Raw genomic sequence first — 17,575 nt, 5'->3', positions numbered from 1 at the left:
GCCATGCCAACCCGATCGACGATCTCCTATTCACGGGTGGGCAGAAGCGACATCGCCAGTGCTATCGCCCACGTCCGGGAGAAGAAGTTCACGTCCGGTGTCATCGCCCTCTATGACCCCTCCGGGTGGGAGGGTCCCGCCACCCTTGAAGTGGCAGGTGCCCGGGTCGCGGTTGTGGATACCCCCACTCCACTGGCGATGCGCCACGCCATCAGCTTCCCCGCCGGGGACGTCGATTTCACGGTATTGGTCACCCCTCTGCTCGACGGAGACCTCCCCGGGGATGTGCTCACCCACCTCACCCCCTATCACCGGGTCAACATCCCCATCCCCGCCGATGCCCTGCGGGAGTTGTTCTCCGCCGGCACGCTGCGTCCGGGGATCATCCGCAACCGCCGGGATATCGCTGGCGTGGTGGAATACCTGGCCCGGCGCAACGGGGATCCTGTGGACCTGACTCCTGCTTCTGCGGGTGTACTCACCGCCGATCATCTCCACCACCAGCTGCTCACAGTCGGAGTGGGTATTCCGTCGACGCTGACCATGCCTGCGGTCGTGGAATGGTCGCTGGAACCCAAATCAGCCCAGCGATGGGCGGACTTCATCTCCTCCGTGTCTACCGAGGTCACCCAGAACAGCCTGGAATGGCTACGCACCCGGCTGGGTGAGGGTTCCGGTGCGCTCGTGCGCTATCTCCAGGCCCGTGGGCCGCAGGATCTGGCCACCTGGGGTCTGGTCGCCGAGGTCATCCAACCCGGCCCCGGGGTCGATGATGCCGTCCGGGCCACCGCCGAGGGAGCTTTCCGCATCTCTGCGGGCACCGGTGCGGCGTCCACCGGGGAACTCGAATCCTGGGCGAATGCTGCCGTGGCGGCTTTCACTGGCCCCACTCGCTCCGTTACCGGGATGGATGACCGCTTCCGGGACACCGCCGGTCGGGCTGAGGAATTCATCACCTCCCCCACCCGGCTGGATGCCCGCGAGCTGCTCCACCGTTCCCGGGTATGCCGCGGCGCGCTCGACGCACGGATCCTCCGGCTCACCAATGCCCTCTCCGCCTGGTACGACGACCCCGCGAAGAACGGCGTCGCCGATGCACTCGTGGCAGTTCAGGAACATATTAGTAGTAACTCAGACCACCCGGATGTCACCGTCGCCACCGCGGTGATCCGCATGATCCAGTGGCTGCGCGCCGAGTCCTCTCCGGCTCCCACCAACCTGGCCGGGTGGCTCCGCCACTACCGGCGTGACCTCAGCTGGGTGGACGTGTGCATCAACCGGGCATGGCGTAACCAGTCGACCTCTCAGCTGGCGCAGCTGGCCCACCGGGTGCTCACCGAGGTCCGTCCCCGCCGCGCCGTGTTCGACCGGGACTTCGCTGCGGTGGCGGCCTCCACCGCAGCCGAGCGGCACACCGCCGGTGACACCCTCCTGGTCGAAGATGTCCTCGACCGGGTCGTTGCCCCGCTGATGGATGATCTCACCAACCCCCGCCCCGTGCTCATGATCGTGCTGGACGGCATGAGCGTGCCCGCCGCCAACGTCCTGGTGGACAACATCCTCAGCGATTTCAACGGTCAGTGGCAGGAGGCCGTCCCCGGTTCGGAGGAACTGTCCACCGCGCTCAGCGTCCTGCCCAGCGTGACCACCTTCTCCCGCACCAGCCTCATCTCCGGGTGCCTGGCCACCGGTGGGCAGGCGGAGGAGCGCGCCGGGTTGCGTGCCTGGGCCTCCTCCCACCTGAAGAACAGTTCAACCGGAACGGCCCTGTTACATAAGGCCGACCTGGATGCCGGCATCGTGGATCAGGTGCGTGCGCAAGTCGAGGACACGGAACGCAACAAGTTGGTCGTTGCGGTGCTCAACACCATCGATGACGCCCTGGACAAATCAGATCCAATTGAGCGTGTCTGGGATGTCCGGGACATCACCCACCTGCATCCGCTGCTGCGCGCCGCGGCTGTTGTGGGCCGGACGGTGGTGTTCGTCTCCGATCACGGGCACGTACTGGAACGACACGAGACCGCCCCCGCCCCTAACGGGACAGGTACCGCGCGGTGGCGGGAACCGCTGTCACCCCCCACCCCGGGTGAGGTTCTCGTCGCAGGGGCCCGGGTGCGCAATGATTCCCGCGAAGCGGTGCTCGCTGTAGACGAAGGTCTGCGCTATACCTCACGCAAGGCCGGTTATCACGGTGGCCTGAGCCTCTCCGAGGTCGCCATCCCCGTGACTATCCTCAGCACCTCGGTGGATACGCTGGCAGAACGCGTGCCAGGTTTTCCCCTGACCCGGGCAAGCGCCTCCACCCGTTACCCCGCCTGGTGGGATCTCCGCCCCGGGGATGCACCTGCCCCCGTGGCCGCACCCGCACCTGCCCAGAGAAAGCCTGTCGACGACGCTCCGGCGCTTTTCGACGCCCCCACCATCAACGATGCCCCCACAGTCGGGATCTTCCCGGATCTGGAAACCAACGCCCTATTCAAGGCACAGACCAAGTCCTATCCCGTGGACGGGCGCTCCCCGCGGGAGGTCGCGGATCTCATCCGCCGAATCGCCGCCAACAGCGGTCGCCTCCCCGTGGCTACACTTCGGGAGATCTGGCAGCTCGGTCCCATCCATCTTCGGGGGGTCATCTCCACCCTGCTGCGTATCCTCAATGTAGACGGGGTCCAGGTACTCGTGGAGCAGAAAACGGATCTCGTGCTCAACCGAAACCTGTTGACCGAGCAATTCGACGTGAAGGATTCCTGACGCCATGACCGAGGTTTCCCCAGCCCGCCGTACCGCTATTATCGACGCCCTGCGCCGGGGCACGGTGCCCGCTACGGGACTCGACCAACTGGCGGTAGGTTTGGAGCACCTCGAACCGGTCATCATTGAAGAACTGGATAAGGTCGCCGGCGGGGCGGCTGTATTCAAGGCGATCCGGGGCGAATACGGCTCCGGCAAGACCTTTGCCTCCCGCTGGATTCAACAACACGCGCTGACCCGGAACTTCGCGGTGGCCGAGGTCCAGATCTCCGAACTGGAGACCCCGCTACACAAATTGGAGACCGTCTACCGACGTGCCACCGAAAGCCTGCGGACCACGGCCTTCGGATCCGGCGGTTTTCGCATGGTGCTGGACACGTGGCTCTACCAGGTGGAGAAGGATTCCGGTGGTTCAGATACCGTCTCAGAATCACTCGTCGAACAGCGTCTGGCTGCAGTGGCCGCAAGTGCACCGGTGTTTCCGCTGGCGCTTCGTTCCTACCGGCAGGCCGTCGTCGAGGATGACGTCACCACCGCCGACGGGCTGGCGGCCTGGCTCGGCGGGCAACCTTCCGTGGCGGCCTCCATCAAGCGCCGCGCCGGGGTGAAAAGCGAGTTGGACCATTACACCGCCATGGGGTTCCTGCGGGGCCTGGTGGAGATCCTGCGCGGTTCGGATCATGCCGGTCTGGTCCTGGTCCTCGACGAGGTGGAGACCCTGCAGCGGATGCGTGCCGATTCCCGGGAGAAGGCCCTCAACGCGCTGCGGCAGTGGATCGACGAGATCGATGCTGGCCACTACCCCGGCCTGTACCTGCTGATCACCGGCACCACCGCCTTCTTCGAGGGCAACCAGGGCGTGCGCCGTCTCCCGCCCCTGGATTCCCGCCTGCGGGTCGACTTCTCCGGCGATCCCCGGTGGGACAACCCCCGCCTCCCGCAGATCCGCCTGCAGGGCTTCACCCGGGACCGGCTCATTGAGGTCGGGCTCAAGGTCCGTGACCTGTACATCGCAGGTTCACCGGCCGGTGAGCGGATCCGTTCCGGGGCGGATGACGCATTCGTCACCGACCTCGCCGACGCTGTCGCCGGTGTCCTCGGTGGCCGGGTGGGTGTGGCCCCGCGTCAGTTCCTGCGCACCCTCATCGATGTCCTCGACCGGATCGAGCTGCACCCATCCTTTGATCCCCGCCACGACTACAGCGTGTCCATCCCGGAATCCACCATGTCCGAGACCGAGCGTGCTGCCGCCCAGGGCGTGGTAACCAACCCGGACGACATCGAGCTGTGAGCGCCGCTGGCCTCGATGCCCTGCACCCGGTGCTCATCCACCACATCGCCTCCACATTGCGGTGGCCCGGGTTGCGCCCCCTCCAGGAGGAGGCCGCCGCCCCGCTGGTGGCCGGGGAGGACGCCATCCTGCTGGCACCAACGGCCGGCGGCAAAACCGAGGCTGCCGCCTTCCCCATCCTGTCCCGCATGGCCGCCGAGGAATGGTCGGGGGTATCCGTTCTCTACCTCTGCCCCATCAAGGCACTGCTGAACAATCTCGAACCACGCCTGGCCGAGTACGCCGCGTGGCTGGGGCGCAGAGTGGCGGTCTGGCACGGCGACGTCGGACAGTCCGCCCGCCGCCGCCTCATCGCCGACCCGCCGGATATCCTGCTGACCACCCCGGAATCACTGGAGGCCATGCTGGTCAGTCGCGGAGTTGATACCGCAGCCTTCCTCGGTGGGGTGCAGGCCGTCATCATCGATGAGGTCCACGCCTTTGCCGGCGATGACCGCGGATGGCACCTCTCCGCCGTCCTCTCCCGCCTGGAGACTCTCACCGGCCGTCGGCTGCAGCGCATCGGCATGTCCGCGACCGTGGGTAACCCGCAGGCCCTGCTGGCCTGGCTCCAGGGTGGCCGGGAAGACCGCCCGGGGAGGGTGCTCTCACCAGGTGTCACACCCGGGACCGTGACACCGGCAGACATCACCGTTGACTACGTGACCAGCGTGGCCGCTGCCTCCCTGTTGCTGTCCAAACTCCACCAGGGTGAAAAACGCCTCGTGTTCGTGGATTCCAGGCGCAGAGCAGAGGAACTGGGCGCAGCTCTCCGCGAGCGAGGGGTACAGGTGTACCTATCCCATTCCTCCCTCTCCGCTGATGAACGACGCCGCGCAGAAGATGCCTTCGCCAATGACCGGGACTGCATCATCGTGGCCACCTCCACCCTGGAACTGGGCATCGATGTCGGAGACCTGGACCGGGTCATCCAGATCGGCACCCCAGGCACCGTATCCTCCTTCCTACAGCGGCTGGGCCGCACCGGACGCCGCGCCGGAACATCCCGCAACTGCCTGCTGATCACCATCGACGATGAGGACGGCCTCATCCACACCCTTGGATTGTTGCAGGCGTGGTCGCAGGGATATGTCGAAAAGGTCACGCCCCCACCACTGCCGATGCACCTTGCTGCCCAACAATTCCTGGCCGCAGCCCTGAGTAACGGCACCATCAACCTGGGCACATGGCGTCGGCTGTGGGCCGCAACCCCGCTGATGTCGGAGGAAGCACTGGGGATCCCTCCCGAACACATCCTCGATCACCTCATTTCCTCCGGCATGCTGGAAACCGACGGCGGCCAGGCGTTCATCGGGGTTGAGGCTGAAAAAGCCTTCGGGCGCCGACACTTCATGGAGCTGCTCTCCGCTTTCACCACCCCACCGGTGTTCACCGTCACCGACGGGCGCTATGACATCGGCACCGTGGAGCTGCGGACCATGCTCTCCGCTTCAGCGTCCGGTGCATCCAGCCCCGCCGCCCCAATGACGTTGTCGCTTGCCGGGCGGTTCTGGAAGGTGACCTCAATTGACTGGCGACGCCACCGTCTCCTCGTGGAACGCAGCGACACCGGATCTGTCACCCGGTGGGGTTCGGTCTCCCGGGGATTCGGTACCGAGGTCACCGCCGGGATGCTCGCGGTGCTGCGCGGGCAGGACCCGGCCGGTGTCACACTCACAAGACGCGCTACCGAAATGATCGGTCATCTCCGTGATGATTACGCCGAATTCACCCCCTCAACCGACGGGATGATCTATCGACCCACCTCGCGGGAAACCGCCTATGGACAGCTGTGGACCTGGGCTGGCACGGCAGCAAACCAACAGCTTGTGTCTGATCTCGGCCCTGACCTCGGCATGGAACTGGCACCGCAGCGCCAGCGGATCCGCCACGACCGGATCTTCATCCACCCGGACATCGCCGAATCCGAGTTACGTACACGGATCCGCGAGTCACGGGACCTACCACCGGAACAACGCCCCCTGCCCGAGATCAATGAGGATGCCCTCGATGAATTGAAGTTCTCGCAGGCATTACCCCGGGAATGGGCAATGCAGGTGCTGGCTGTTCGTCTGGTCAGTGAATAGCGCGTAGGCATCGGCCAGTCAGGTGCTTCTACGACCTGTCTACTCCTTCATTGTCGAGAAGCCCGGTTCACCCATGCCTTCGCTTCCCAGTCCAGAGGTGCGACGCATTCACCCTGATCTGCGATCGCACCACGAAGCTGTTCTTGATAGGTGCGGTATTGCTCCCCGCTGAGCTTCGACCACTTCTTTCCTCCTGGTGGCCGTGGCACTGCGATGCCCAGGGTCGGGTCCTCGGCTTCCTCATACACAATGCTGTCCACCGGTACGTGTAGGTAGGAATAGACCTCCAGCACAGCGGGATGCTGGAGGACGGCTAGATACTTCAACGTCATATTGATCCACTTCTGCGCATGCCCATAGGTGAAGTCGACCTTCTTGTTCTTATCGCCGTGAGGATGCTCTTTGAAGAAACTGATGCGATCTAGGCACCAACGCTCATGACGGTCATCGAAGTCCTGTTGATCACGAACAGGGTCCGTCTCGAGCTGGGTGATGACCCCATAGAGGGAGGAGTGAGTCTCGTCGAGCAGCTTATTCTTCTTAGGATGGGTACCGATGTGGGTGAGGGTGCGACACAGATCCCGGTACGCCCGATGGGATACAGCTTCGATCGCCTTCTTACTTTTCGGGGGAACTTCCTGAGCTACATTGGGTCCGAAATAGAAGGCAATGAGGTTGGCGATCCTAGCGTGCTCATCCATACCGACCACCTTATTGACTGGTTGCTGCGTGCGAAAGGATATCGCGGTTGTCGAGGAGGCTTGTGTACTTTTTCAGATCCGAGGGACCTGCGACTGCCCTGAAACATAGTGCCATTGACCGCCAAGAAAAGGCCCTGCGATTTGCGTCGCAGGGCCTTATCAAAGGGACAGTCAGCTCGAAAGCTCGTCTCCTTCTTCGACTCCGGAAGACCGGTGCCGGTACATGTGCAACAGTATTACCTTGAAAGTCCGAATGCAAGGCAAGGATTGGCGTGAACAGACCTAACCATGTAGCCCCGAAAACGCTGTTAGAAACACTCCCCCACGACCGTGCTGAATCTTACCTCAATCATTGTTCAGGAAACTCAGCTAGCGCTTCCGCTCTTTACCTGTGGGGAATGGATATGGCTGCAGCTCTGCATGAAGTGTTGAGCATGACTGAAGTCGCCGTTCGTGGCGCTATTGATGCACAGCTCCAGAGTTTCGCGAAAAGCCACGGTGTAACTACCGGTGAATGGATCAAAGAGAAAGATTCGCTTCCTCACCTTTCAGAGCTCAGGTTCGCGAACGGTAGACCTCTTTTCGATCATGCCTCGTTGCGCAGGATGTCACGGAAACAGGAAGGTGGCCGAACAAGGATGCATCCGCGCTCCCAGGCCAGTACGTCTCATGGTGATCTCATCGCTCAGGTGATGTTTGGGACATGGGGAGCAATGTTGCCAGATAAGAATGATTCCCGACCCCAGTCAGTACAGGAGGCCATCAACAGTCTTTGGCGTGAAGCACTGCAGGAGGCTTTTCCCCACCGAATCACGACTATTCGACGGTTCACCGCTCCCCAAACTATTGGTGATCATGTCCGTGTTTCTGCCACGCTTCGCAACAGGGTGAATCATGTTGACTCCCTGTTAAACGTAGATGTCGAGTCCTATCTTGAAAATACGATTGCACCTCTACTCCAGGCAATCGGCCCTGAGATTAAGCAGGTGATCATGGCCCAATCTCGTGTGCTCGCGGTCTGGCAACGACGGACGGTCCCGATGATCGGACCTGGGTTGAACATCAAACAGATCAGTCGGAACCATTGATCCTCACCACAATGCAGATTTCGCGACCTGCACGAACCCTTGCACTAACCCAACCAACACAAAAACCGAAGGCCCCAAACCCTTTCGAGTGTGGGACCTTCGGTTAGTGCAGTCAGGAACTGCGTGTTGTGCCCGGGGGGGGACTTGAACCCCCACGCCCTTGCGGACACTGGCACCTGAAGCCAGCGCGTCTGCCATTCCGCCACCCGGGCTGGGTGCTTCTTGCGACTTGTCTAAGATAGCATGCACCCCACGGGCAATACCAAATCCGCAGTTCAGCGCATTTTTCCAACACCCGCGACACTCTAAGCAAAATCCCCTGTCTGCTATTGAACCTATAACTTCTGGGGTCCAGCCCCCTATAATGACGCTATCGTGCGTTTGCCTTATCTCGCCCTGGCACGGCCTTGCTAACGGGGTCTCTCTGAGTCCTGAATGTGGATCCTGGTCACAGGGCGGGACAAACGCATGTTCTTAGGCGTTTTTGTCTATGGAATGCACATCTATTTATTAAGGAGGTCGCACCAGTTGGCTGGTTATGGTCGAGTGGCTAATGCGATGAACAGTCTGGCGAAGCTGGACAGTTCTTTGCAGCGCGGCCTCGATAATGCGTTGGCGTTTGTCTTTAGGGGTCGTGTTGTTCCGGCTGAGCTTGAGGAGTTGCTCAAGCAGGAGGCTGAGGACAATGTGGTCCACACGGCGGACGGTTATGTGGAAGCACCGAATGTGTTCAAGGTGTCGGTGAGCCCGAATGATTTCGCGAATCTCCTGGAGACTTCCCCGGATCTGGCTGGCCGTTTCGCTGATCAGATGATGAGGTTCTGTAGGAATCATTCGTGGTCGTTGGCGGGTCCGGTGGTGGTGTTGATCGCTGAGGATTCCGCACGGCACACGGGCCAGTTGAAGTCGGACTCGGAGAAGGATCCGGATCCAGAGCTGAATAGTGGTTTCCTGCCTATGGACGGTGATGGTGTTTTAGCTGTCACAGAAAGTGAGTCGAAGAACGTGTCCGACAATTCTCCTTATTCCGGTACCGAGTTCCTGCCCGCTCAGGAGGCGGCGCGTCCCCTGACCCACGGTGCACCGAGGGTGCAGACCAACGACAACCGTCATGTGGTGCCACAGTCGTCCGGGCCGGTGGTGACCCTGCTGTTGCAGGATGGCTCCAGTCGCACCTATCTGGTGAAGGAGGGGTCCAACATCATCGGTCGTAGCAATGATGCAGATCTACGCCTGCCGGATACGGGTGTGTCCCGTCAGCATGCCGAGATCACCTGGGATGGCCGTGATGCGATCCTGGTGGATCTGAAGTCCACCAACGGCACCACGGTCAATGACACCCCGGTGGAGAATTGGCTGCTGGCTGATGGCGATGTGATCACGGTGGGACATTCCAATATCGAAGTACGTATTGTCAGCCCGTAACGGGAAAGGGTGAGTATGGATTCTCTGGTCCTTCTTGGGCTGCGCGTGGCGCTGATCGTGGTGCTGTGGCTTTTTGTGCTGCTGGCGCTGCGTGCCATGAAAAACGATGTGAAGGTGGTGGGTGCGGCGTCGAAAAGCACTACGGTGGCCGCCCCCCAGGGGCTCGCGCGCGCCTTCAACCGTTCCACCCCACCACGTCTGCTCACCGTCATTGAGGGGCCGCTGGCCGGGTCCTCGATGGAGGTTGCGGATGACATGGTGATCGGCCGCAGCCCGGACTGCACGTTCGTGGTCGGCGATGATTACGCCTCGGGCCGGCATGCCCGCATCTTCAAGCGGGGTGCGGAATGGTTTGTGGAGGATCTGGATTCCCGCAACGGCACCTTCGTCAGTGGCGTGCGCATCGACCAGCCGGAGCAGATCGAGCTGGGTACCGATATCCGGGTCGGACGCACGACGGTGAGGCTTGTGCCCTGATGCTGAAACTTGATTATGCGGTGGCCTCCGACCGGGGTCTGGTGCGCAGCAACAATGAGGACTCCGCCTACGCGGGCCCCTACCTGCTGGCGCTTGCCGACGGCATGGGCGGCCACGCAGCCGGCGAGATCGCCTCGCAGCTGATGATCAACCACCTGCGCGCCCTGGACACCTACCCGGGCGACAATGACATGCTCGCACTGCTGGGCATGGTCGCCGATGAGGCCAACGCCGCGCTGGCGGAGGGCATCCGCGAGGACGCCACCCGCGACGGGATGGGCACCACGCTCACCGCGTTCATGTTCAACGGACGCGAGCTGGGCATGTGCCACGTCGGCGACTCCCGGGCGTATCTGCTTCGCGACGGCCAACTGACCCAACTCACAGTGGACGACACCTTCGTCCAGTCTCTGGTCGCGGAGGGCAAACTCGATCCCGAGGATGTCTCCACCCACCCGCAGCGCTCCCTGATCCTCAAGGCCTACACCGGCCACCCGGTCCAGCCCACGCTGCAGAACATCCCGGCGCTGGCCGGCGACCGCCTGCTGCTGTGCTCCGATGGCCTGTCCGATCCGGTCACCCACAGCACCATTGAGGAGACCATGCGCACCGGCACCCCGCAGGACGCCACCCGCCGCCTGGTGGAACTGGCCCTGCGCTCCGGTGGCCCGGACAATGTCACCGTGGTGATCGCCGACATCGTCGAGGTCGACGGTGATGATCCCTCGGTGGTGGGCACCGCCCCCGTTACCGCGGGTGCGCTCAACGGTGAGCAGCCGGATGATGCCCGCCCGGACACGGCCGCCAGCCGTGCCGCGGCGATCAGCCGGCAACCCAAGAGCATCGAACCGGTGCCGGAGATAGCGCAACCACCGGAGAAAACCTCGCGCAAACTCCCCGTCCTGGTCGTAGCCCTGGTCGTCCTCATCGGTCTCGTGGCCGCGGGATGGTGGGGCTACACCCGTATCCAAGCCACCTACTTCGTCACCACAACAACCGAGGACACGATCGCCGTGGAACAGGGCGTGGACTACCGGATCTTCGGATTCGACCTCCACGAACCGTACAAGGTGGCCTGCATCGACCGGAACGGGCAGCTGACCCTGGTGGACAACTGCACCACCGATCCCCCATTCACCCTGGATGACCTCCCGGAGAATCTCCGGGGCAGCATCCAGGACCTGCCATCGGGATCCTATGACGATGTCCAGGCACAGATGCAACGACTGGCACAACAGGCCCTCCCGGCCTGTGTGTCCACACAAGAAGGCGGATTCCGCGACAGACCTGGCGTGAACTGCAGGGAGGTGTCATGAACGTGACTGAGAGATTGAAACTACGTCGCACGGAGATGTGGCTGCTCGTGGTGGCCACCCTCGTGGTGGCGGTCATGCTCGTGAGTCTCGAGCTGGCCATGGGCAATGAACTGGACACCCAGGTACTGGTGCTGATCACCGGTTACCTGGGCGTGCTGGTGGTCGCCCACCTGGCCATGTGCTGGGTGGCGCCGTTTGCCGATCAGATCATGCTGCCGGTGGCGGCCACCCTCAACGGCATCGGCCTGGTGATGATCTACCGCCTGGACCTGGCCACCGGGTACACCACCGTCAACAGTCACCTGATGTGGACCTTCATCGGGGTGGTGATCATGATCGGGGTGCTGGTGGTCCTGCGGGACCACAAATCCCTCTCCCGGTACTCCTACCTGCTGGGCATCGTGGGACTGTTCCTGCTCGCCCTGCCCCTGGTGTGGCCACAGCCCGCCGGGGTGGAGGCACGCATCTGGATCTGGCTGGGACCGTTCTCCCTGCAGCCGGGTGAGTTCTCCAAGATCCTGCTGCTGCTGTTCTTCGCGCAGCTGCTGACCACCAAGCGCGCACTGTTCGCCGTGGCGGGCAAGCGTTTCCTGGGCCTGGATTTCCCCCGCCTGCGTGACCTCGCCCCCATCCTCGTGGTGTGGGCACTGGCGATCCTCATCATGGCCGGCGCGAATGACTTCGGCCCGGCGCTGCTGTTGTTCTCCACTGTCCTGGTGATGGTCTACCTGGCTACCGGACGCGGCTCGTGGCTGCTCATCGGCGCCGTTCTGGTGGCCGTGGGTGCCTATGCCGTATACCAGGTGTCCGCCAAGATCCAGGAGCGCGTGCAGAACTTCATCGACCCGATCGCCCACTATGACACCACCGGCTACCAGCTGTCCCAGTCCCTGTTCGGCATGAGCTGGGGCGGGGTCACCGGCACCGGTGTGGGCCAGGGATACCCCAACATGATCCCCGTGGTGCACTCCGACTTCATCCTCGCCGCCATCGGTGAGGAGATGGGCCTGGTCGGCCTGTCAGCCGTGATCATCCTCTTCGGCATCCTGGTCACCCGCGGCATGAAGGCCGCGCTGGCCACCCGCGACACCTATGGAAAGCTGGTGGCCTCGGGCCTGTCCATGACCATCATGATCCAGGTGTTCGTGGTGGTTGCCGGCATCTCCGCACTGATGCCCATGACCGGTCTGACCACCCCGTTCATGTCCCAGGGTGGTTCCTCCCTGATGGCCAACTACATCCTCGTGGCGATCCTGCTGCGTATCTCCGACAGCGCCCGTCGCCCCGCGATGATGCGTGCGCGTGAGGCCGCCGGTGCGCCCGGTGCTGCGTCCGCCAGGGAAGTATCCGCATGAACAAATCCATCCGCATCACCTCGCTCTTCGCGCTGGTCCTCATCGTGATCCTGCTGGCCAACCTCACCTGGATCCAGGGCTTCCGCGAGGATGAACTGGCCCAGAACCCGCTGAACAGCCGCAACTTCCTCGAGGCTAAATCCACCCCGCGCGGGCAGATCTCCGCCGGGGGTCAGATCCTGGCCGAGTCCTACCAGGATGACAACGGCTACTACCAGCGTCAGTACGTCACCAGCCCCCAGGCCTTCGGCCCGGTCCAGGGCTACCTGTCCGATATCTACGGTGCCGCTGGCCTGGAACTGGGGTACAACTCGGTGCTCAACGGCACCGACGCATCCCTGTTCACCTCGCAGTGGCTGGATGTGCTCACCGGCGCCCCGACTCGGGGTGCCAACATCGAACTCACCCTCGACCCGGATCTGCAGCAGACGGCCTACAACCAGCTGAGCAACAACGGTTATGAGGGTGCCGTGGTGGCCCTGCGCCCCAGCACTGGTGAGGTGCTGGCCATGGCGTCCTCGCCCAGTTTCAACCCCAATGCCATTGTGGATCCCGCCACCGCGGAGAACGCCTGGGCGGAGTACACCTCGGATCCGCAGTCACCACTGCTCAACCACGCCACCCAGGAATCACTGCCCCCGGGATCGATCTTCAAGATCATCACCACCGCGGCCGGTCTGAACAATGGCTACTCGGCTGATTCCACGGTCACCGCGGAGGCTGCGGTGACTTTGCCTGGCACCAACACCACCCTGACCAACTACGCCGGCCAGAGCTGTGACGGTGGCGGCACCACCACCCTGCAGACCGCCTTCGCCCTGTCGTGCAACACCGCGTTCGTGGAGATGAGCGTGGATGTCGGCGCCGACGCCCTGCGCGATGCCGCCGAGGGTTTCGGCGTGGGTGAAACCTACGACCTGGGTATCCCGAATGTCCCGGGTGGTCTCGGCGAGATCCCCGATGACGCGGCCCTGGGGCAGAGCTCCATCGGTCAGCGCGATGTGGAGATGACCGTCCTGCAGGCAGCCGTCATGGCGGCCACCGTGTCCAACGGTGGTGTGCGGATGGAACCCTACCTGGTCTCCCGGGTGACCGGTCAGGACCTCAGCGAACTGTCCACCCACGATCCGGATTCCGCCGGTGGTATCGACCAGGACATCGCCGAGCAGATCACCGAGCTGATGAAGGCATCCGAACGCAACACCGCCGGATACACCGGCGCGGATATCGCCTCCAAGACCGGCACCGCCGAACACGGTGCCGAGGGCACCCCACCGCACACCTGGTACGTCGCCTTCGCCGGTGATGTCGCCGTGGCCGTGCTGGTGAAAAACGGCGGCGGCATGGGTAGCAGCGCAACCGGTGGTGCCGTGGCGGCACCCATCGGTCGCGCAGTGCTCCAGGCTGCCGGAGGATTGAACTGATGAACACCGCAGATGACCATGCCAAACAGCGGCTCCAGGAACTGATCGGCCCCGATTACACACTGCAGTGGATCGTGGGCCACGGTGGCATGTCCACGGTGTGGCTGGCCGATGACACCGTCAACGACCGCGAGGTGGCCGTGAAGGTGCTGCGGCCGGAGTTCTCCGACAACACCGAGTTCCTCAGCCGGTTCCGCAACGAGGCCCAGGCCGCGGAGAACATCCACTCCGAGCATGTGGTCACCACCTATGACTACCGCGAGGTGGCGGATCCCGCCGGGCACACCTTCTGCTTCATCGTCCTGGAGTACATCCGTGGCGAGTCCCTGGCGGACATGCTCGAGCGCGAGGGTGCGTTGCCGGAGGAACTTGCCCTGGATGTCATGGAGCAGGCCGCCCACGGGCTCAGCGTGATCCACCGGATGGGTCTGGTGCACCGGGATATCAAACCGGGCAACATGCTCATCACCGCCAATGGCATCCTCAAGATCACCGATTTCGGTATCGCCAAGGCCGCTGCGTCGGTGCCCCTGACCCGCACCGGCATGGTGGTGGGCACCGCACAGTATGTCTCACCCGAGCAGGCCCAGGGCCACCAGGTGACCCCCGCCAGTGATGTCTACTCACTCGGCGTGGTCGGTTATGAAATGCTCTCCGGGCGTCGACCCTTCACCGGGGATTCCTCGGTGTCGGTGGCCATCGCGCACATCAACGAAGCCCCACCGCAGATGTCCACGAGTGTCTCCGCGCAGGCCCGTGAACTCATCGGCATCGCCCTGCGCAAGGACCCGGCACGCCGGTTCGCCGACGGCAATGAACTGGCGCGGGCGGTGTCCGCGGTGAGGTTGGGCAACCGACCACCGCAACCGCACAGCCCGGCGGTACAGGCGACGGCGGTCGCGCCGTCGCCAAGCGCCTCGACGGCGATGCTCGGCCAGGTCGCGCGCCCCACCACCTCGGTGCCGGCCTCCCCCACCGTGCTGCCCGCACGTCAGGAGAAACGCGGATCCGGGGTGGGCCTGGGTCTGCTCATCGCAGGCCTCGTCGCCGCGGTCATCGGCGGGATCATCTGGGCCGGTGCCACAGGCGTGTTCAGTGGCGATTCCGGGGAGACCACCACCCCGGAAACCATCACCCAGACCGTCACCCCGACGGAGACCACCACCTCCGAGGAACCCACGCTGGCACCACCCCCGGTGCAGCCGACGCGCCAACCGGTTCCCACCCCGGATGAAACGCCGACGCGGATTCCAACGACAACACAGGAGAGCCCCACGCGGGTCTCCCCCACCCCGGAGGAGACCGACGAGCCAGGGGAGCAGACCACCCCGGGCCAGCAGACCCGACCGACCGGTCTGCCCACCAACCCCGGTGGGCAGACCAACCCGGGCGGCACGAGCAACCCTGGCAACCCTGGTGCCACCGGCAACCCCGGCAATCCCGGTGCGCCGGGTACCAATGGTGGAAACGGTACCGGGAATGCTGGCGGTAATGCCGCCGGTGGTAATTCCCCGGACGCGGCGGATGAGCTTCTCATGTCGCTTGATGAATTGATGAATGTTGGAGGAAACCAGTGACCTTCGTGATTGCTGACCGTTATGAGCTGGGCGCCAGCATCGGCTCCGGTGGCATGAGCGAGGTGTTCGCGGCCACCGATCTGCTGATCGGCCGTGAGGTCGCGGTGAAGATGCTGCGCACCGACCTGGCCAAGGACATCAACTTCCGCGAGCGGTTCCGCCGCGAGGCCCAGAACGCCGGAAAATTGAGCCACCCGTCGATCGTCGCGGTGTTCGACACCGGTGAGGTGGACCGCGATGGGATCTCGGTGCCGTTCATCGTCATGGAACGTGTCCATGGCCGTGACCTGCGCGATATCGTGCGCGAGGATGGTACCTACAGCCCCAGCCAGGCCGCCACCATCATGATCCCGGTGTGCCACGCCCTGCAGTCCTCGCATGAGGCGGGCATCATCCACCGTGATGTGAAACCCGCCAACATCATGATCAACAACACCGGCGGGGTGAAGGTGATGGATTTCGGCATCGCCCGCGCCCTGGACGATTCCACCTCCGCCATGACGCAGACCGCTGCCGTTATCGGCACCGCCCAGTACCTCTCCCCCGAGCAGGCCCGCGGCAAACCCGCCGACGCGCGTTCCGATGTCTACGCCGCCGGCTGTGTCCTCTATGAACTGGTCACCGGCCGCCCACCGTTCGAGGGGGAATCCCCCTTCGCGGTGGCGTACCAGCATGTCCAGGAGGACCCGACCCCGCCGTCGGAGCACATCCCCGACCTCTCCCCCACCGCCGCACTCAATGTGGATGCGGTGGTGCTCACCGCCATGGCCAAGCACCCCGCCGACCGCTACCAGACCGCCGCGGAGATGGCCGCCGACCTCGAGCTGCTCTCGCGCAACGCTGTCTCCCGGGCGGCGCGTTCGCACGTCGAGAAGCCCGACGAGCCGGAGACCGTGGTGGTCCCCCAACGCTTATCGACGCCTCCACCCCCGCCCACCACCGCCATGCCCGCTGCCACAGCGGTGGCTCCTGCTGCTCCGACAGCGGTCGGTTCGAGGCCTGCGGCCGCCCCGCAACCCAAGCGCGGATCGAGGGCCCTGACCGTGCTGGCCATCGTGCTCACCCTCGGTGTCATCGGTGTGGGTGGCGCGTTCACCTATGACTTCCTCAACAACACCACCACCGCCACCACCCAGCAGATCCCCAACATCGTGGGCCTGCCGGAGAACGAGGCGGTCCTGGAATTGGAGCGGCTCGGTTTCACCGTCGTCCTGACCACCGAACCCAGCCCGGATGTGGCCGAGGGCCTGGTCATCCGCACCAGCCCCAATGTGGGCTCCGAGATCCGTGAGGGCGCCACCGTCACCCTGACCATCTCCAGCGGACGCGAAGTGGTCACCATCCCGGATGTCACCGGCCTCACCCTCGCCGAAGCGACCCAGGAGATCGAGGGCGCCGGACTGGTCCTCAACCAGTCCATCCGCGAGGAGAACTCCGACGACTACCCCGCCGGCACCGTCATCCAACAGAACCCCCAGCCGGGTGGCGAAACCAGCGTGGGCGCAAGCATCACCCTGACCGTCTCCACCGGCCCCTCCCTGGTCCGCGTCCCCGTCATCACCGGCATGCAGTGGTCCCAGGCCGAGAGCAACATCACCTCACTCGGACTGGTTCCGGACATCTACTATGTGGACAGCCTCCTGCCCGAGGGTCAGGTGATCTCCGCGAGTGGTCAGGGCACCGAACTGCGACGTGGTTCCACCATCACCGTGGAGATCTCCAACGGCATGCTCATCGAGGCACCCGACCTGGCCCGACTGGATGTCGACAACGCCCTCGAGGCGCTTCGCGACGCCGGCTGGACCGCCCCGGACACCTCCCTGGCGGAAGGCGCCCCCATCCCCACCGGCGCACTCGTGGACCAGGGCCTCATCGGACTCCAGGAACCCAAACCCGGCGAAACCCTGCGCAAGGATGCGGTGGTGAACGTCCGCCTATACCGCTTCGACCTGACCGCCCTGGTCCCCGAACCTTGAAGGAATAGCCCCGCGACAAAGCCACCGCCGCCGGCCCCGGCGCCTGCCCCCGCGCCGCCGGTATTCCC

At 63.9% G+C, this 17,575-nt stretch carries 12 protein-coding genes and 1 tRNA gene; 11 read left to right on the top strand and 2 right to left on the bottom strand.

The features are described from left to right. Nucleotides 1–3: 3 nt before the first annotated feature. The 3 genes from pglZ to H9627_RS05510 are packed head-to-tail and all read left to right on the top strand — an operon-like array spanning nt 4 to nt 6,168. A complete protein-coding gene (gene pglZ, locus H9627_RS05520) occupies nt 4–2,751 on the top strand; it encodes a BREX-2 system phosphatase PglZ (protein ID WP_191733016.1) in 2,748 nt (915 codons plus the stop codon). Between the two features lie 4 nt (nt 2,752–2,755). Beyond that, nucleotides 2,756–4,042 carry a BREX system ATP-binding protein BrxD gene (gene brxD, locus H9627_RS05515; protein ID WP_191733015.1) on the top strand — a complete coding sequence of 429 codons (1,287 nt, stop codon included), beginning with the start codon at nt 2,756–2,758 and terminating at the stop codon, nt 4,040–4,042. Next, entirely contained in the window at nt 4,039–6,168 is a 2,130-nt protein-coding gene (locus H9627_RS05510) for a DEAD/DEAH box helicase (RefSeq protein ID WP_191733014.1), read from the top strand. Before brxD ends, H9627_RS05510 begins: the two co-directional genes overlap by 4 nt. 47 nt (nt 6,169–6,215) lie before the next feature. Here the strand turns inward: H9627_RS05510 and H9627_RS05505 are convergent, their stop codons facing one another. After that, entirely contained in the window at nt 6,216–6,869 is a 654-nt protein-coding gene (locus H9627_RS05505) for a hypothetical protein (RefSeq protein ID WP_191733013.1), read from the bottom strand. 404 nt (nt 6,870–7,273) lie between these two features. Here H9627_RS05505 and H9627_RS05500 point away from each other — a divergent pair, with 404 nt between their 5' ends. Continuing rightward, nucleotides 7,274–7,957, top strand: a complete 684-nt coding sequence (locus H9627_RS05500; protein WP_191733012.1) for a hypothetical protein — start codon at nt 7,274–7,276, stop codon at nt 7,955–7,957. 129 nt (nt 7,958–8,086) lie between these two features. Here the strand turns inward: H9627_RS05500 and H9627_RS05495 are convergent. After that, nucleotides 8,087–8,169: transfer RNA gene (locus H9627_RS05495), tRNA-Leu, on the bottom strand. Nucleotides 8,170–8,515: 346 nt separating this feature from the next. Between H9627_RS05495 and H9627_RS05490 the strand changes: the two genes are divergently transcribed. From H9627_RS05490 to pknB, 7 genes are read left to right on the top strand one after another with little or no spacing between them, the layout of a single operon-like run. Continuing rightward, entirely contained in the window at nt 8,516–9,382 is an 867-nt protein-coding gene (locus H9627_RS05490; protein ID WP_191733204.1) for a DUF3662 and FHA domain-containing protein, read from the top strand. A 15-nt stretch (nt 9,383–9,397) separates the two neighbouring features. Then, the gene (locus tag H9627_RS05485; protein ID WP_191733011.1) at nt 9,398–9,859 is read left to right on the top strand and encodes an FHA domain-containing protein FhaB/FipA; all 462 of its coding nucleotides are present in this window, start codon (nt 9,398–9,400) and stop codon (nt 9,857–9,859) included. Then, nucleotides 9,859–11,175, top strand: coding sequence for a PP2C family protein-serine/threonine phosphatase (locus H9627_RS05480; RefSeq protein ID WP_191733010.1), 1,317 nt, complete (start codon nt 9,859–9,861; stop codon nt 11,173–11,175). Before H9627_RS05485 ends, H9627_RS05480 begins: the two co-directional genes overlap by 1 nt. Further along, the gene (locus H9627_RS05475) at nt 11,172–12,530 is read left to right on the top strand and encodes an FtsW/RodA/SpoVE family cell cycle protein (RefSeq protein ID WP_191733009.1); all 1,359 of its coding nucleotides are present in this window, start codon (nt 11,172–11,174) and stop codon (nt 12,528–12,530) included. The genes H9627_RS05480 and H9627_RS05475 overlap by 4 nt, the downstream gene beginning before the upstream one ends. After that, a complete protein-coding gene (locus H9627_RS05470; RefSeq protein WP_191733008.1) occupies nt 12,527–13,954 on the top strand; it encodes a penicillin-binding transpeptidase domain-containing protein in 1,428 nt (475 codons plus the stop codon). Before H9627_RS05475 ends, H9627_RS05470 begins: the two co-directional genes overlap by 4 nt. Then, nucleotides 13,954–15,531: a serine/threonine-protein kinase gene (locus H9627_RS05465; protein ID WP_191733007.1), complete on the top strand. Its 1,578-nt coding sequence runs from the start codon at nt 13,954–13,956 to the stop codon at nt 15,529–15,531. Before H9627_RS05470 ends, H9627_RS05465 begins: the two co-directional genes overlap by 1 nt. Then, nucleotides 15,528–17,507, top strand: coding sequence for a Stk1 family PASTA domain-containing Ser/Thr kinase (gene pknB / locus H9627_RS05460; RefSeq protein WP_191733006.1), 1,980 nt, complete (start codon nt 15,528–15,530; stop codon nt 17,505–17,507). Before H9627_RS05465 ends, pknB begins: the two co-directional genes overlap by 4 nt. The last annotated feature ends 68 nt before the right edge of the window (nt 17,508–17,575 follow it).

This window comes from Corynebacterium gallinarum (genome assembly GCF_014837045.1).
Taxonomy (GTDB): domain Bacteria; phylum Actinomycetota; class Actinomycetes; order Mycobacteriales; family Mycobacteriaceae; genus Corynebacterium; species Corynebacterium gallinarum.
This window is presented reverse-complemented; position numbering and strand designations above follow the sequence as displayed.

Coding starts and splice junctions, on each gene's coding strand:
- pglZ (WP_191733016.1), top strand. CDS start 4: ATGCCAACCCGATCGACGATCTCCTATTCACGGGTGGGCAGAAGCGAC.
- brxD (WP_191733015.1), top strand. CDS start 2,756: ATGACCGAGGTTTCCCCAGCCCGCCGTACCGCTATTATCGACGCCCTG.
- H9627_RS05505 (WP_191733013.1), bottom strand. CDS start 6,869: ATGGATGAGCACGCTAGGATCGCCAACCTCATTGCCTTCTATTTCGGA.
- H9627_RS05500 (WP_191733012.1), top strand. CDS start 7,274: ATGGCTGCAGCTCTGCATGAAGTGTTGAGCATGACTGAAGTCGCCGTT.
- H9627_RS05490 (WP_191733204.1), top strand. CDS start 8,516: ATGAACAGTCTGGCGAAGCTGGACAGTTCTTTGCAGCGCGGCCTCGAT.
- H9627_RS05485 (WP_191733011.1), top strand. CDS start 9,398: ATGGATTCTCTGGTCCTTCTTGGGCTGCGCGTGGCGCTGATCGTGGTG.
- H9627_RS05480 (WP_191733010.1), top strand. CDS start 9,859: ATGCTGAAACTTGATTATGCGGTGGCCTCCGACCGGGGTCTGGTGCGC.
- H9627_RS05475 (WP_191733009.1), top strand. CDS start 11,172: ATGAACGTGACTGAGAGATTGAAACTACGTCGCACGGAGATGTGGCTG.
- H9627_RS05470 (WP_191733008.1), top strand. CDS start 12,527: ATGAACAAATCCATCCGCATCACCTCGCTCTTCGCGCTGGTCCTCATC.
- H9627_RS05465 (WP_191733007.1), top strand. CDS start 13,954: ATGAACACCGCAGATGACCATGCCAAACAGCGGCTCCAGGAACTGATC.